Genomic DNA, 14,153 nt, shown 5'->3' with positions numbered 1-14,153 from the left:
AGAACGAGAGAGACAATTGAGGCGTCCCCAGCGGGAGGCGCAGGCGTCCCGTCACCTCGAGGTCCAGAACGGCGAGCCGATGGCCAGGGAGGGAGAGACGCGAAGCAGGAACGACGGCGAGGTCGCGGGAGAAGGGAGTCGGTTCTGCGGACTACGACTGGTCGGCGCGGGACCTGCGGTACTGCTGGACCTGCCGGATGCTCGGGATGAGCACCCAGAAGGCCAGCACGCCGAAGATGATGAACCAGCCGGTCACGTCGCGGATCACGAGCGCGAGCTCGCCGTAGGTCCCGACGTCGCTCGGCGGGGCCGCGAGGAGCTGTCTCCCTTCGAAGCCCGCCGTCGTGAGCCACGCGGAGATGGCCATCCACACGAGTCCCCCGCCGGTGAGGATACCGAGTCCCTTGGCGAATTCGTCAGCCATTGTTCGTTGGTTCGTCGGTGTCGTCTTTAGGTTTTCCCATTCCCTCGGTCCGGAACCGCGTGGAGAAGGCGTAGACGGCGCTGCCGCCGACGATGAGCGCCAGCCCGAGGGCCACGACCGGCAGGCTCACCTCGTCGGGACTCGCCGTCGCCCGCTGTGTGCCGCGGTCGAGCAGGACGAACCCTCCGAGGATGGCGACGACGGCGACCAGCGTCGAGAAGACGGTGACGGTCTTGTAGAGGCGCATCGGGACGACGACCTCGCGGCCGCCGGGTTCGGGGCCGGACTCCTCCGGCGGCGCTCCGGACTGCCGAGGCTCGTCGTCGGTCATCGAACGTAGCAACGTCGCGGGTACGAGTAAAAGTGCCGGAACGGGGGCCGGTCTACTTCGGCGGTCGCAGCCGGTAGTACCGGCGGTTCAGCTCGAACATGTACCCCTCGCGCATCGTCTTCAGCACCGAGTAGGCGACGAAGCCCACGACGACCGGGAGCATGAACGTCAGGTCGAACAGCTCGTTCTTCGTGATGGGGAACGTCTCCAGGATGAGGTTCTGGACCGCGAGCACCGCGATGGTGAACGCGAAGACGACGCCGCCGACGCCGACGGCGGCCCAGAAGGGCTCCTCGACGGGACGGCGGGCGCTCCCCTTGTTCAGGAACGGGACGACCGCGATGATGCCGACGACGACGAGGTTCGCCAGGACCCCGTACGTCCGGTCGGCCATGAGCTTCTCGCCGCCGAGCAGCGAGAGCTCGGGGTTGATCGGCGTCAGCTTGAGCAGGCCGAACGACCAGTAGAGGTACCAGTCCGGCAGGATGACCGCCGGCGTGGAGTTCGGGTCGGCCGGCCCCGGCAGGTGCGGCGGGATGGCCGCCGAGATGAACAGCAGCAGGCCCATGAAGAACGACGTGAGCGCGAGGTTGCGGATCATCTCGTGGGGCCAGGTCGGGAACGCGAGCACGTCGCGCTCGACGTAGTCGGAGGCCCGCCGGAGGTCCTCGTCCTCGCGGCGCGACCGTTCGAAGTACTCGTAGGTGAGCCGCGAGAGGCCCTGCGAGCGCTCCTTGCGCTCCGACCAGGTCGGCGCCTGGTCGTCCTGCGGCACGATGCCGCCTCCGTCCGTCTTCGGTTCGCCGCCGTCGGTTGTGGGTTCTTCGTCGGTCATGATCAGTGGGGTTCCGCGATGCCCTGCATCCAGACGATGCCGATGTGGACGGCGATGATCGCCGTCACCACGAACGGCAGGATGAACACGTGCAGGATGTACATCCGCTGGAGCGTCGCCTCACCGAGCGTGAACCCCCCGAAGATGAGCTGTGCGGCCCACTCGCCTATCAGGGGGATGGACAGCGCCATCTCGACGCCGATCTGTCCCGCCCAGTACGACAGCTGGCTCCACGGCAGCAGGTAGCCCGTGTAGCCGAAGACCATCGTCAGCGAGATGAGGATGATGCCGATGATCCAGTTCAGCTCGCGGGGTTCCTTGTACGCTCCCGTGAAGTACACGCGGAGCATGTGCAGGAACACGGCCGCCGTCATCACCTGTGCGGACCAGCGGTGGAGGCTCCGGAGGAACAGTCCGAAGTTCAGGTCGCCCATGATGAACAGGACGTTCGAGTAGGCGACCGTCTGGGCCCCCTCGCCGACCGTCGCGGTCGACGGGGCGTAGTAGAAGCCCAGCAGCGCCCCGGTTATCGCCGCGACGACGTAGGCGATGGTACTGAACGACCCGAGGGCGTACAGCGGGTACCAGTACCAGAACTTGTTGTCGAGGTTGTACTGTTCGGTGTGGCTCTTCGGCATCTGGAGGTTCGTCTTGTAGTACATGTCCTCCAGCATCTCGAGGTAGTCGACGATGCGGAGGCGCTTGTCCATCCAGATGAGCGCGGTGAGGTAGACCTCCTCGATCGGCGAGAGGTCCTTCGTCTCCATCCACGCTTCGTGGTCGTGTTCGTCTTTTGGTTCCAGGCTCATTGTCACTCGGGTCTCGGGAGGGCGACGAACGTCCCGAACTCGGGGGAGAACGGGTCGTATCGCGACTGGTGGCACTGGCAGTACACGCCGTTGGCGATGTCGTACGTCGCGGCGTCGCCCGACACCTTGTACCCAGGCACACAGCAGAAGTGGGTACAGACGTTCATGTAGGCGATGACGCCCTGGGCCGACGCCGCGGAGTACCACTCCCCGACCTCACCGTCCTGCTGGGCCTTCTCTTCGATGAGCGGGCTCCGGATGACCGTGACCGGGAGGACGCTGTCGGTCCCTTCCGAGCGCCACCTCGCGCGGGCGGGCTTGCCGACGCCCTCGTCGCCGATCTCGTTGCCCCACGAGTCGTAGTCGGAGAAGTGCTCGATGTTGAGCGGGTCCCCGCCGCTCAGCTCGCTTGACTGCCACTCGTAGGGCGGGCTGTCGATGGAGACGAAGGTGTTGTCCTGGTCGGCGCTCGGTACGACGCCCTGGGCGTTCTGTCGGCCGCAGTACTGGAACCACTCCGAGGAGTACGTCTGGCCACCGATCTGCGTCTGGGCGACCTCGTAGGTCGTCCCGGCCTCGGTGACCTCCTCGACCTCGGGCCACACGCCGCGGATATCGCCGTTGTCGGCGATCTCCACGGGGATGTACGGCATCCCGCGCGGGGCGGGGCCGCCCACCAGTTCGATGCCGACGTAGGGGGTCGGTCCCCCGCCGCCGCCGGACGGCTGGGTCGCGATGTCGACCGTCGCCGCGCCGCCCACGCCGACGCCGGAGAGGGCCGCGCTGCCCACGACCCCCTTCACGAACCGCCGTCGTCCGGACTCGCTCGGGTACTTGTCTTCACTCATGGTTATCGCTTGTAGTAGGGATAGATAGCACGTTTCAGTTTGTCACCCATGCCGTCGGTAAGCTCCTCGCCGTGCATATCCTCCTCGCGCACGTAAAGGTCCTCCCACTTCCGGCGGCGCTTCTTGACGACCATCACGTCCGGGAGGAACTCCTTGCGGTACAGCAGGAGGATGAACGCGAGGTTGATGAAGATCGCCGCCAGCAGGAGGCCGAGCAGGACGTTCCCCGCTTCGGTCCCCGTGGAGGTCCCGACCGCCCAGCCGGCGGTCAGGCCGTAGGTGAACACGCCGACCAGGACGATCTGGAGGACCGCCAGGACGACGATGGTGATGGCGGCGACGGTGCTCTCGCGGGCCGGCTCGTAGCGGTGGATCGCGCCGTAGCTGTTGTCCGCCACGGTCAGTCACCCCCGCTCGTGTGCGGCGACTCGCCGTACTTCAGCGTGAAGAACGTGAACACCATCGAGACGGACATCATCAGGACGACGGTGACGCCGACCCAGTGCTCGTGGATGTCGACGCCGAACTCCCGGGGCTCCTTCATCTCGTTGCCCGCCGAGGTCGTCTCGACGTCGTCGCCCACGGCGACGCCGCCCTTCATGCCCTGGCCCTCGTGGGGCTGGCAGTAGTACGTCGTGATGCCGGCGTCCTCCTCGGTCACCTCGTACTCGAAGGTGTAGCCGGATTCACCGATGGTTTCCTCGTGTTCGAAGCCGGCGGGGCCCTCGTTGGGCAGGACGTTGTGGTTGCCGCCTTCGCCGGTCCACTCCCAGGTGATGGTCGTGCCGGGGGAGACCCAGATTCCGGCGGAGTCGAACGCCAGGCCGTCGCCCGCGCCGACCTCGACGGTCACCGAGTCCTCGCCTCGGGCGTCCTGGATGCTGTCCGTGCTGAAGCCGTTGGCGTCCTCGAGGTACGATCCGAAGTCGGGTACCTGATCGCCACCTCCGCCGCCCTCTTCGCCACCTCCGGAGGAGGATGCGACGGCCGGCTGGGCCGCACCTGCTGTCGCGCCCGCGGCGATGGTCGCACCGCCAGCGGTACGCATGAAGTCCCGCCTTTTCATACACCCGAGGATGTGGACTGTTCGTGCTTAAACCCACCGATGGCGGTCGCGTGAAGCGCCGTTCTACGGCCGCCTGAACGGCTGTCAGTGGGGTTCTCGAAAACGAGCGATCGGGGCCGTCGAGGGAGCCCCTCGTGCCGTCGTCTCAGCGGGCGACGGCCGGTCTCAGCGGGACTCTTCGTCCGGTGACCGACCGCTCGACTCGTCGGCGGCCTCGAGGGCCTCGCGGTGGATCTCCGCCATCGCCCGCTCCAGTTCGGTCCCGCCGGCCTCGAAGGCGTCGTCCGGCAGGAACTCGGGGCGCTCCTCGGCGCCGGCGCCGACCGCCCGCAGCCGGTCGCGGTACTGCTCGGAGCGCATCCGGTCGGAGAGCCGGGCGTTGGCGACGGTCACGAAGAGGAGCGTCCCCACGACGAGGAAGACGAGCCCGAGCGTGAGGACGATGGCGCCGGCGAACCCGAGGTCGAGGACGCCGACGACGCTCGCCACCCACGCCAGGACGAACCCGACGCCGGACAGCGCCGTCGCGCCGGCGACGACCTGCAGCATCTTGTTGCCGAGGTCGCCGCTGCCCTCGGCGACCGCGTCGGGGTCGGGGAGGCCGGCGTCGTCGTCGACGTCCGGCACGTCGTAGTCCTCCATCGAGCAGAGCGCGACCATCGGCTCGACGTCCCGGAGGATCGTCCCGGTGCCCTGGATGGAGCCGTCGGGGCGGACGATGACGTACCCCTCGTCGGAGTACGCCACCACCCGGTCGTCGTCGCCGTCGCCGACGCGCTCGACGACGGCGAAGACCTCCCTGCGGTGGACGTTCGCCCGCAGCTCCCGCTCGACGCGGTCGAGGAGCGCCTCGCCGGTGATCCAGGCGTCGGGGTCGAAGACCGCCTCCCACTCCTCGACCGACATCTCCTCCATCTCCCGTGCGCCGAAGTTCTCGAAGTCGTACTCGGCCTCGACCCGCTCGCGGAGCTCCTCGGTCGAGAGCTCCTCGTTTACGGCGTCGTCCCCGCTCGACCCGGCGCCGGCGCGGCTGCCGTCGCCGCGGCCATCGCCGTCTCGCTGCTCGTGGCCGCCGCCACGCTGGTCCTCGTCGTCGCCCTCGTCGGAGGACTGCCGGGGATCGGCCATCAGCCGCCCGTAGGACCGTCGGTGGCTTACGCCTTGCGACCCGCGACCGGGGCGCGAGAGGGACGCGAGAGGGGCAGGTGGGCCGCGACGGGGACGACTCGGCACGTTGAAACGGCCCCCGGGCGTACCGCCGCCGATGGCCTCCGACGCCCTGGTGGCGACCGTCGTCCTCCTCTCGGTCGCGGCCAGCTTCCCCTGTCTCGTCTACGGGGCCTGGATCATGCTCGACGCCGAGGCGGTCACCTGGAGCGTCCTGATCTACCACCTGAAGTTCATCCTCGTCGGGCTGACGCTGACGACGGTGCCGCTGCTCGCCTGGATGCTCCCGCGGCTCCTCGAACAGCTCGGCGGGTTCGCCGCCGCCCACGCCTTCTTCGGGCTGCAGGCCTACGCCTTCCTCGCGTTCGGGCTCACCGGCATCGTCCGCGTGTTCCGCGCGAAGTACGAGCACGGCCTCTACAGCGACTACGACGAGGACGTCCTGCTCGACGAGATCGGCGACGAGAACATGCGCTTCTGGCGGCGCCGAATCCGGATCGGCGTCTTCGGCTACACCGCCTGCTGGATCGTCGCGTTCCTCACGGGCGTCGCCCGGTACGTCTCGCTGTACGTCCACTTCTGAGCGCTACCACTCCGAGCCGTCCGCGAGGTCGACCTCGCTGTCGAGCCGCGAGGACGGACAGACGTCCTCCAGGACGCAGTCCTCGCAGTCGGGGTTCCGCGCCGTGCAGGTCTCCCGGCCGTGGCTGATGAGCAGGTGGGTGTACTCCTTCCAGTCGTCCTCCGGGACGATCTCCATGAGGTCCCGCTCCATCTTCTCGGGGGCGGTCTCCTCGGTCAGCCCGAGCCGGCGGGAGAGCCGCTGGACGTGCGTGTCGACGACGATGCCCTCGACGACCTCGTGGCCGTGCTGGAGGACGACGTTTGCGGTCTTCCGGCCGACGCCCGACAGCTCCGTCAGCGCCGACATGGTGTCGGGGACCTCGCCGTCGTGCTCTTCGACGATCGCCTCGCCGGCGGACTTCAGGTAGCCGGCCTTGCTGTTGTGGTAGGTGATGCCGTAGATGTCCTCCGCCAGTTCCTCCTCGTCGGCCTCGGCGTAGTCGGCCGCCGTCCGGTACTTCTCGAAGAGCTCCTCGGTGACCTCGTTGACGCGCTCGTCGGTGCACTGCGCCGAGAGGACGACCGCGACGAGCAGCTCCAGGCGGTTCGAGAACTCCAGGGAGATGTCGGGTTCGGGGTACTCCTCGTAGAGGCGCTCGAGGACCTCGACGACCTGCCGTTCGCGTGACTCCAGCGGCGTGCCCATACGCGAGGACGGAACGGGGCCCTCTTTTCCCTGTCGGGTTCGACCGGACGCTTAAGTCGCCCGGGGTGTTCCGGCCGGTATGGCCCAGCGACGCGGCGTCAGGACGTACGACCCCGAACACGGGACCGTCCGGACGCTGCTTCTCGTCGGCGCGCTCGCGGCGGTGACGGCGGCTGCGGCGGAGACCGTCGCCACCGCCATCGGCTTCGCGCCCGCGGAATCCGCCCTCTACGGCGTCGCCGCCGTGGTCTTCCTCGCGGCGCTGCTCTACGAGGGGCGCCGCCAGCTGGAACCGAACCCCCACGAGTTCGCCGCCCGCGACGTGGCGGCGCGGTACTACGAGCAGCGTCGCCCGACGCCGCGGGCGCACCTCGTCCACCTCGTCGTCGCCGTCCTCGGCGTCGCCGCGGTGTGGCGCGGGTTCGGCCCGGCGCTCTCCCGACAGGAGGGCGCGCTGCTGATCCTCGAGCGGGTGGCCGCCGAGGAGCCCCTCCCGCCCGTCGACCCCGTCAACGTCGCGTGGGGAGTCGTGGTCGTCGTCGGCGTCGTCCTCGTCGCCGTCGGCGTCGACCGGCTCCTCGTCGGCGCCTACCGCGAACTGAAGTACCGGTTTGCGAGCCGATGACGCCGATAGTTTGAACCCACCGGAGCGCACCTGAGGGGTATGCCCGGTCCCAGATTCCTCCGCGGCGACCGCGTCGACCTCCACGTCCTCGAGGAGGACGACCTCGAGTTCCTCTACGGCGTCATGAACGACCCCCGCGTCTGGCGGTCGCTGTTCCTGGCGGAGCCCCAGACCATGACCGACGAGCGGGAGTTCTACGAGCACGTCGTCGCCGACGACGGGGAGACGCACCTGCTCGTCTGCCACGACCGGACCCCGGTCGGCATCGTCGGGCTGAACGACATCGACCCCGACTGGGGAGTCGCCGAACTCGGTTACTACGTCGAGCCGGACTCCCACGGCCACGGCTACGCGACGGAGGCGGTCGAGCTGGTCGTCGACTACGCCTTCGACCAGCGCCGGCTGGAGAAGCTCTACGCCAACGCCCTGGCGCCGAACGAGGGAAGCCAGCGGGTCCTCGAGAAGAACGGCTTCGTCGAAGAGGGACGGTTCCGCGAGCACGCCTACGTCGACGGCGAGCGCGCCGATGTCGTCCGGTACGGACTGCTCGCCGACGAGCGCTAGAAGGCCGCCGAAGAGCCCGGGAGTCGGTCACGCCAGGCGGCCTCGGCCGTCGGCGTCCCCGCCAGCGCGGTGGCCTCGAACAGGGCGACCAGCTCCCAGACCTGGTCGCCGGTCGCCTCGCACTGCAGGCAGAGCAGCGTCACCTTCCGCAGGTCCTCGACCGTGCAGTCGACGCCGGTCTGCCGCCGGACCAGTTCCTCGGCGGTCGCGTCCAGGGGTCGGTCGCCGGTGACGAGGCCGCCCGGGCGCGCCCACTCGTCGTCGCCGGGGACGGCCAGCAGCCCCTCCGCGCCCTCGACCTGGACGCGGACCTCGGCGACGTCGCCCCGCTCGGCGACGGCCTCGAACTCCTCGGGGTCGACGCTCACGGTCGTCTGGGTCACGTCGAACCCGTCGTACGCGTCGTACAGCGAATCGAGGTACGAGGACACCCCCTCGGACGGCTGGCGTGCGGTCATGTCCCCGGCGAGGGAAACCACACGAATAAATCCGACGCATCCTCCCCGCAGCTGGTATAAATATGGCCGGTTAATCCCGGCTCCCGCGCGCTACAGGACGCCGGTCTTCGTCGCCGCCTCGACGGCGGCGGCCTCCTCGATGCCGTCCCCGAGGATGGTGTAGCGGTCCCGGATCTCGTGGGCGGTCGTCGTCGCCTGGAGGAACTGCTCGTCGGAGACGTCCAGCTCCGCGGCGGTCGTCGGCGCGTCGATGCCGGCCAGCGCGTCGCGGACGCGCCGCCAGTCGCCGCCCTCGCCGCTGTGGAGGTACTCCGTGACGATGGCGGCGACGCCGACCTGGTGGCCGTGCAGCGCCGCGTCGGGCGCGATGCGGTCCAGCTGGTGGGAGATGAGGTGCTCGGCGCCGGAGGCTGGCCGCGAGGAGCCGGCGATGGACATGGCGACGCCCGAGGAGACGAGCGCCTTCACGACGACCCAGGCGGACTCCTCGAGGCCCCGCTTGATGGCGTCGGACTGCTCGACGAGCAGTTCGGCGGTCATCTGGGAGAGCGCCCCGGCGTACTCGCTGTACTCGACGTTCTTCAGCCGGTTGGCGAGCTGCCAGTCCTTCACCGCGGTGTAGTTGGAGATGATGTCGGCACAGCCCGCCGTCGTGAGCCGCCACGGCGAGTTCGCGATGAGCTCGGTGTCGGCGACGACGGCCAGCGGCGGGTCCGCCGCCACGGAGTGCCGTGAGTCGCCGTCGGGGACCGACCCCCGCCCGGAGACGATGCCGTCGTGGCTCGCCGCCGTCGGCACGGAGACGAACCCGACCCCCAGCTCGTCGGCCGCCATCTTCGCGATGTCGATGGGCTTGCCCCCGCCCAGGCCAATCAGGAAGCCCGTGTCCGCCTCCCGGGCGGTCTCCAGGACCCCCTCGACCGCCGCGAAGGAGGCCTCCTCGACGACGGTGACCGCGGGGTCGAAGCCGGCGTCCTCGAAGGTGGCGACGAGGCGGTCGGCCGCCAGGTCCTTCGGCGTGGGACTGGTGACGATCAGCGGTCGCCCGTCGAGGTAGAGCTCCTCGACGGCCTCGACCGTCCGGTCCAGGACGCCGTGGCCGACCACGACGCTCCGCGGCAGGCGGATCCACGTGGACTTCTCGAACATACCTGGAGTGTGCGAGGGGGCGATAAAACCGTTTGGCCTCTTCGCCGCCCCGCCGGCCGCCGCCGTTACTCGACGGTCTCCAGGACGCTCATCAGCCGCTCCTCGGTCTCGCGGTCCGGTCCCTCCTCGCGACCCGTCCGGTCGGAGTCGCGGTGGTCGGCGACGGTCACGGCCAGCGCCTCCTCGTGTGGCGTCGACTCCCAGCCGAGCGATCGGAGCTTCGTCGTGTCGAGCAGGTGCGGGTAGTGGCGGTAGATGGGGAAGTCGCCGGGTTCGACGTCGACGGCGCCCAGTTCGCGGGCGCTCGCGTGGACCGTCTCCACGTCGGTGTCGCAGGCGTCGGCCAGCAGGTCCACCCACTCGTCGAGGACGGGCGCGTGGTCGTCGCCGACGTTGTAGGCCTCGCCCGGCGTCCCCTCCTCGGCGACGGTCCGGAGGGCGCTGGCGACGTCCTTCACGTAGACGAGGTGCCAGAGGTTCGTCCCGTCGCCGGGGACGACGATGCGGTCGTGGGTGTCGACGCGGTCGATCCAGTAGTCGAACCGCTCGGTGTAGTCGTGGGGGCCGTAGACGACCGGCGGCCGGACGGCCATCGCGTTCACGCCGCGGCCAGCGGCCTCGAAGACGGCGCGGTCCCCCTCGGCCTTCCGCTTGCCGTAGGTCTCGTAGGAGTCGTCGATGGCCTCGTCGGCGGAGCACTCCTCGAGGGCGGTCTCGTCCTCCCGCTTGGGGATGGTCTCGGCGCCGTAGGCGGCCCCCGAGGAGATGTAGACGTAGGCGTCGACGTCCTCGAAGATATCCGTCGCGGTGTGGACGTCCCGCGGGTAGTAGGCGACGCAGTCGACCACGACGTCCGGGTCGACGTCGAGGGCGGCCCGCCGGAGGTCGGCGTCGTTGGTGCGGTCGCCCTCGACGCGGTCGACGCCCTGGCGGTCGGCGAAGGGGTTCTCGTGGTTCCCGCGGTTGAAGACGGTCACGTCGTAGCCGGCCTCGAGGAACTCCTCGACGGTGTGGCGACCGATGAAGCGCGTGCCGCCGACGACGAGCGCGTGGGCTGTCATGTACCAGCCTGGACGCCGCGGCGCGAAAAAGGTGGGGACGCTCCGGCCGGAGTCAGCTGGTCGCTTGCCTGCGCGATACCGGTCAGACGGAGGCGCCGACCAGCAGGACGTCCTGGGTGCCGGCGAACTCGGTGGCCTCTTCGCCGTCCGCGGCGACGACCTCCGCGGGACCGAGCGTGTACTGGTCGGTGTTCTCGACGCCCTCCGGCGCCTCGACGAAGTAGGTGTAGGACGCACCGTCGAAGTCGTCTGCGTTCGGGTCGACCGTCCCGAAGGAGACGACGCCGTCCTCGACCGCTTCGCCGTCGCTGAAGCTCCCGAGGAAGCGCCACTCCGACGGGAAGCTGTCGCGGACCTCGACCTCGCCGTCGGCGCCGGTGATGCCGTCCAGCTGCAGCCGGACGCGGTGGGCGTCGCCGGCGGTCGCGGCGTTGCCGTCCGACTCGCGGCTGCCGGTCGCCGAGAGGCCGCCGCCGCTGCCGCCCTCGACGCCCCAGTCGCGGGTGCGGCCGTACTCGCGGGTCTCGTCGCCGGTCTCTCGGACCTGCGTGAATCCGAGCGCCGACGTGAACAGGACGTTGCCGAGGAACGTCACGGTGTAGTTCTGCAGGCCGAAGGGGTGCAGGTTCGCCTGCGTCGCCGGCGGGAGCAGCGAGGAGACGAAGTGGACGCCGCGGCCCGAGTCCGCGCTCTCGGTGATCGACCCGGCGGCGACCAGGCCGTTCGTCCAGCCGGCGACGGAGGCGACGCCGTCGGCGGCCGCCTCGGTGAACGCCGCCTCGTCGACGAGGTCCATCGGCGCGTCGCCGGTGACCTGGTAGCCCAACGGCTGGACCTTCCAGAGCTGGTTCTGGATCGGCCGGACGCTCTCGTCGAACAGCGGGTGCGAGAGGTCCTTGTCCGTGAAGCGGGCGACGTCGAGGTACTGCCGCTGGACGGCGTCGGCGCCGATGGCGGACCCGTCGACGAGGTCGTTGTCCAGGTGGGGCAGGACGTACGCCCCCGTGTCGGTGACGACGAGGTTGCCGCCGCCGTCCACGAACTCGTCGAGTTCGGCGAGGTAGTCCTCGTCGACGACGCCCCCGTCGACGTCCGCCTTCCGGTTCTCGGTGACGCCCTCGGAGATGCGCTCGGTCGGCGAGACGTAGTCGTGGATGAGGACGGCGTGGTCGTACCCCGACAGCGCGCCGGCCTTCACCTCGTCGACGGTGACCGGCTCCAGGGCGCCGCCGTCCTGGATGAACTCCCGCAGGACGCCCCGCTTCTCGGCGGCCTGGTAGTCCTCGAAGAACGCGAAGGGCGTCACGTCGTAGGGCGCCTGCTCGTAGCCCTCGCCGTCCCAGGCGGCGGTCGGGTCGGGGGTGGACTGGGCTGCCAGCGTCCACCGCTGGAACTCGACGGTCTGGGCGGCGTCGCGGTGGTTCTCGACCCGGAGCGTCCAGGTCCCCGGCTCGGGGTCGCCGACGGTGAACTCCGGCAGGCCGCAGCACTTCCCGCCGGCGCGCTCGGAGGTGACGCCGCTGTGGCTGTACACAGTCTCGCCGGCGGGCGAGACGAGCTCCAGGTCGGCGAGGACGCCCTCGCCGTGGAGGTGGACACCCATGCTGTGGAGGTCGGCCTCCTCGACGTCGAAGGTGAGTTCGGTCAGGGTCGCGGACAGGTCGGTCTCCTCGGCGGTCGTCTCGGCGGTGGTCCCCTCGGTGTCGAAGACGAGCTGGTCGTCGGTCCGCCGGAGCGCGTCGTCCTCTGCTCCCGGCTCGCCGGTCGTGACGTAGGCGACCTGGTCGCCGCCGGTCTCGGTCTCCGTGGCGAACTCCTCGTCTGTGGTCGGCGTGTCGGAGTTGTTGACGGCGAAGTCGGTGATCGTCCGGATGGCCGCCCGGTAGCCGGTGACCTCCATCTCGAACAGCTCGGGGTTGTAGACGTTCCCGCCGAGCATGTGGTTGAACGACATCTCGAAGTCCAGCGTCGTCATGTCGAGGCCGACGGGCTCGGGGTGGGCCATCCAGTCGAGGAACGCGCCCGTGACGGTGTAGCCGATGGTGTCGTAGATGGTGGCGTAGTCGAACGCCTCTGTCGGGAGGACCCCGAACAGCACCGGGTCGTACTGGTCGTCGCCGACGAGCTGGGTCCGGACGTCGCCGACGGTCGCCCAGCGGCCCAGCGCCGTCTCCAGGGTCTCGTCGATGCTGCGGCACATCTCGTAGACCTCGTGGAGCTCGCGGGTGTTGAACTGGTCCTGGCTGATGAGCCCCAGCACGAACTCGTTGCCGATGGGCATCCCGTGGAGGTCGGCGCCGTAGTTGAGGTTCTCGTAGTCCTGGAAGTAGTCGACGAGCGACTTCGCGTCGGGGACCTTCTCGCGGACGTACGACGGCTCCTCGCCCTCGTAGTTCGCCGGCGCGGCCGGGTAGTGGGCCGGGGAGATGTACCCGACTGCTGGGTACTGCCGGTTCGTGTCGTAGACCTCGGCGTTCCCGCGCTCGTACAGCGGCGCCGCGGGGACGCGTGGCAAGTCCGTCCCGGGACCGCCGAGCTGCCACCCGGAGTCGTACTGCGGGTTCCGGACCGCCCAGCCGTCGGGGTTGACGAACCCGACGATGACGACGACTTCGTCGAGCAGCGGTTCGAGCTTGGCGTCGCTGCCGTCGACGTCGGGTTCCGACCCCCGGACCACGTTCTCGAGCACGCGGGCGCCGGTCTCCCGCCCGGCCATCTCGAGGCCGTGCAGCGAGCAGGAGAAGAAGACCTTCTCCTTCTCCTCGAAGGGGACGTCGGAGTCGAAGTTCGTGAGTTCCGCGACGTACATCCCCTTCGGGTCCGGCCGGTCGGTGATGTTGTTGGTGTGGCCGGGCGAGCGCCCCACGTTCTTGACGCGGATCCGGTCGCGGTATGTGTCGTACTCGGTACTCGTCGCGCGGCGCTCGAGCTCCGCGAGGCCGTCCTTCAGTTGCTCGAAGCCGATGTAGTCGATCGACCGCCGCGGCTCCGGGAAGATCCCCGCCGGGTAGTAGCCGATCCGCCAGAACGGGTTCGACCCGGGCGAGAACTGGAACTCGTCGGCCGCGGGCAGTTCGGCCGTCTGCTGGGCCTCGGCGGTCGTCAACCGGGCGTACGCCGCCGGCGTCGGGGTCGTAGTGGTGCGGACTGACTCGCCTACCCCCAGGGCGTCGAAGGCATCCAGGCCCGCGGCCCCGGAGAACGTGATCAGCGTGGGGACGCGGTAGTCCTCGGGTGTGTGGTTCAGGACGTACTGGTACGCCGGATCGAACGCCTCGGCGTCGGCGTCGGCCGTCGCGTTGCCGGGCAGCGACAGCGCGGCGCCGGTGGCGGCCGACAGCTGGACGAACCGCCGCCGCGAGACTGGTGCGTCGGAGAACCGGTCTTCGTCTGACATAGGGTGTAGCGCACACGGCGACCCCATCAGTACCATACGTTCTGGCAAAACCGTCCAATCGTCCCCCGTCGCACTCGAACGCGAGCGGTACGCCGGACTACGTGAGGTCGACTGTCGAAATCTAGCGGCCGTCGAAGGGATTCTACTGC

16 protein-coding genes are annotated in these 14,153 nt (G+C 69.4%); 3 read left to right on the top strand and 13 right to left on the bottom strand.

Going from position 1 to position 14,153, the window contains the following annotated elements:
• Window positions 1-151: 151 nt before the first annotated feature.
• The 8 genes from HWV07_RS05430 to HWV07_RS05395 all read right to left on the bottom strand — a co-directional run bounded on the left by HWV07_RS05430 (window position 152) and on the right by HWV07_RS05395 (window position 5,441).
• Window positions 152-424, bottom strand: coding sequence for a DUF7314 family protein (locus HWV07_RS05430; protein WP_178333321.1), 273 nt, complete (start codon window positions 422-424; stop codon window positions 152-154).
• Window positions 417-755, bottom strand: a complete 339-nt coding sequence (locus HWV07_RS05425; RefSeq protein WP_425487793.1) for a DUF7315 family membrane protein — start codon at window positions 753-755, stop codon at window positions 417-419. The genes HWV07_RS05430 and HWV07_RS05425 overlap by 8 nt, the downstream gene beginning before the upstream one ends.
• A gap of 52 nt (window positions 756-807) precedes the next feature.
• Window positions 808-1,590 (bottom strand): cytochrome b family protein, encoded by a 783-nt coding sequence (locus tag HWV07_RS05420; RefSeq protein ID WP_178333320.1) that lies wholly within the window; start codon window positions 1,588-1,590, stop codon window positions 808-810.
• A 2-nt stretch (window positions 1,591-1,592) separates the two neighbouring features.
• A complete protein-coding gene (locus HWV07_RS05415; protein WP_178333319.1) occupies window positions 1,593-2,399 on the bottom strand; it encodes a cytochrome b in 807 nt (268 codons plus the stop codon).
• 2 nt (window positions 2,400-2,401) lie between these two features.
• Window positions 2,402-3,247 (bottom strand): Rieske (2Fe-2S) protein, encoded by an 846-nt coding sequence (locus HWV07_RS05410; protein WP_178333318.1) that lies wholly within the window; start codon window positions 3,245-3,247, stop codon window positions 2,402-2,404.
• 2 nt (window positions 3,248-3,249) lie between these two features.
• Window positions 3,250-3,651, bottom strand: coding sequence for a DUF7318 family protein (locus tag HWV07_RS05405; protein ID WP_178335996.1), 402 nt, complete (start codon window positions 3,649-3,651; stop codon window positions 3,250-3,252).
• Window positions 3,648-4,313, bottom strand: coding sequence for a halocyanin domain-containing protein (locus HWV07_RS05400; RefSeq protein WP_178333317.1), 666 nt, complete (start codon window positions 4,311-4,313; stop codon window positions 3,648-3,650). Before HWV07_RS05400 ends, HWV07_RS05405 begins: the two co-directional genes overlap by 4 nt.
• A 165-nt stretch (window positions 4,314-4,478) precedes the next feature.
• The gene (locus HWV07_RS05395) at window positions 4,479-5,441 is read right to left on the bottom strand and encodes a DUF5336 domain-containing protein (RefSeq protein ID WP_246279836.1); all 963 of its coding nucleotides are present in this window, start codon (window positions 5,439-5,441) and stop codon (window positions 4,479-4,481) included.
• A 136-nt stretch (window positions 5,442-5,577) separates the two neighbouring features.
• Between HWV07_RS05395 and HWV07_RS05390 the strand changes: the two genes are divergently transcribed.
• Window positions 5,578-6,063, top strand: a complete 486-nt coding sequence (locus tag HWV07_RS05390) for a DUF7321 family protein (RefSeq protein WP_178333316.1) — start codon at window positions 5,578-5,580, stop codon at window positions 6,061-6,063.
• A gap of 3 nt (window positions 6,064-6,066) precedes the next feature.
• On the opposite strand, the gene nth is transcribed toward HWV07_RS05390, so the two are convergent.
• Window positions 6,067-6,750, bottom strand: coding sequence for an endonuclease III (gene nth, locus HWV07_RS05385; protein WP_178333315.1), 684 nt, complete (start codon window positions 6,748-6,750; stop codon window positions 6,067-6,069).
• 79 nt (window positions 6,751-6,829) lie between these two features.
• On the opposite strand from nth, the gene HWV07_RS05380 reads away from it, so the two are divergent.
• Window positions 6,830-7,375: a hypothetical protein gene (locus HWV07_RS05380; RefSeq protein ID WP_178333314.1), complete on the top strand. Its 546-nt coding sequence runs from the start codon at window positions 6,830-6,832 to the stop codon at window positions 7,373-7,375.
• Between the two features lie 39 nt (window positions 7,376-7,414).
• Entirely contained in the window at window positions 7,415-7,939 is a 525-nt protein-coding gene (locus HWV07_RS05375) for a GNAT family N-acetyltransferase (protein ID WP_178333313.1), read from the top strand.
• On the opposite strand, the gene HWV07_RS05370 is transcribed toward HWV07_RS05375, so the two are convergent.
• The 4 genes from HWV07_RS05370 to HWV07_RS05355 all read right to left on the bottom strand — a co-directional run bounded on the left by HWV07_RS05370 (window position 7,936) and on the right by HWV07_RS05355 (window position 14,004).
• A complete protein-coding gene (locus HWV07_RS05370; protein WP_178333312.1) occupies window positions 7,936-8,397 on the bottom strand; it encodes a hypothetical protein in 462 nt (153 codons plus the stop codon). The two genes, HWV07_RS05375 and HWV07_RS05370, sit on opposite strands and share 4 nt — an antisense overlap.
• A gap of 90 nt (window positions 8,398-8,487) precedes the next feature.
• Complete coding sequence (locus tag HWV07_RS05365; RefSeq protein WP_178333311.1) at window positions 8,488-9,546, bottom strand: NAD(P)-dependent glycerol-1-phosphate dehydrogenase; 1,059 nt, start codon at window positions 9,544-9,546, stop codon at window positions 8,488-8,490.
• Between the two features lie 65 nt (window positions 9,547-9,611).
• Window positions 9,612-10,607: an NAD-dependent epimerase/dehydratase family protein gene (locus HWV07_RS05360; RefSeq protein WP_178333310.1), complete on the bottom strand. Its 996-nt coding sequence runs from the start codon at window positions 10,605-10,607 to the stop codon at window positions 9,612-9,614.
• A gap of 82 nt (window positions 10,608-10,689) precedes the next feature.
• Window positions 10,690-14,004: a M14 family zinc carboxypeptidase gene (locus tag HWV07_RS05355; protein WP_178333309.1), complete on the bottom strand. Its 3,315-nt coding sequence runs from the start codon at window positions 14,002-14,004 to the stop codon at window positions 10,690-10,692.
• Between the last annotated feature and the right edge of the window lie 149 nt (window positions 14,005-14,153).

Source organism: Natronomonas salina (assembly GCF_013391105.1).
GTDB classification, from domain to species: Archaea; Halobacteriota; Halobacteria; order Halobacteriales; family Haloarculaceae; genus Natronomonas; species Natronomonas salina.
The sequence above is the reverse complement of the archived record's forward strand: the minus strand, read 5'-3'. Positions and strand labels throughout refer to the sequence as shown.

Bases quoted from the DNA above. Each gene is read 5' to 3' on its own strand.
- HWV07_RS05400 (WP_178333317.1), bottom strand. From the start codon at position 4,313: ATGAAAAGGCGGGACTTCATGCGTACCGCTGGCGGTGCGACCATCGCC.
- HWV07_RS05375 (WP_178333313.1), top strand. From the start codon at position 7,415: ATGCCCGGTCCCAGATTCCTCCGCGGCGACCGCGTCGACCTCCACGTC.
- HWV07_RS05380 (WP_178333314.1), top strand. From the start codon at position 6,830: ATGGCCCAGCGACGCGGCGTCAGGACGTACGACCCCGAACACGGGACC.
- nth (WP_178333315.1), bottom strand. From the start codon at position 6,750: ATGGGCACGCCGCTGGAGTCACGCGAACGGCAGGTCGTCGAGGTCCTC.
- HWV07_RS05430 (WP_178333321.1), bottom strand. From the start codon at position 424: ATGGCTGACGAATTCGCCAAGGGACTCGGTATCCTCACCGGCGGGGGA.
- HWV07_RS05370 (WP_178333312.1), bottom strand. From the start codon at position 8,397: ATGACCGCACGCCAGCCGTCCGAGGGGGTGTCCTCGTACCTCGATTCG.
- HWV07_RS05390 (WP_178333316.1), top strand. From the start codon at position 5,578: ATGGCCTCCGACGCCCTGGTGGCGACCGTCGTCCTCCTCTCGGTCGCG.
- HWV07_RS05360 (WP_178333310.1), bottom strand. From the start codon at position 10,607: ATGACAGCCCACGCGCTCGTCGTCGGCGGCACGCGCTTCATCGGTCGC.
- HWV07_RS05420 (WP_178333320.1), bottom strand. From the start codon at position 1,590: ATGACCGACGAAGAACCCACAACCGACGGCGGCGAACCGAAGACGGAC.
- HWV07_RS05425 (WP_425487793.1), bottom strand. From the start codon at position 755: ATGACCGACGACGAGCCTCGGCAGTCCGGAGCGCCGCCGGAGGAGTCC.
- HWV07_RS05395 (WP_246279836.1), bottom strand. From the start codon at position 5,441: ATGGCCGATCCCCGGCAGTCCTCCGACGAGGGCGACGACGAGGACCAG.
- HWV07_RS05355 (WP_178333309.1), bottom strand. From the start codon at position 14,004: ATGTCAGACGAAGACCGGTTCTCCGACGCACCAGTCTCGCGGCGGCGG.
- HWV07_RS05410 (WP_178333318.1), bottom strand. From the start codon at position 3,247: ATGAGTGAAGACAAGTACCCGAGCGAGTCCGGACGACGGCGGTTCGTG.
- HWV07_RS05415 (WP_178333319.1), bottom strand. From the start codon at position 2,399: ATGAGCCTGGAACCAAAAGACGAACACGACCACGAAGCGTGGATGGAG.
- HWV07_RS05365 (WP_178333311.1), bottom strand. From the start codon at position 9,546: ATGTTCGAGAAGTCCACGTGGATCCGCCTGCCGCGGAGCGTCGTGGTC.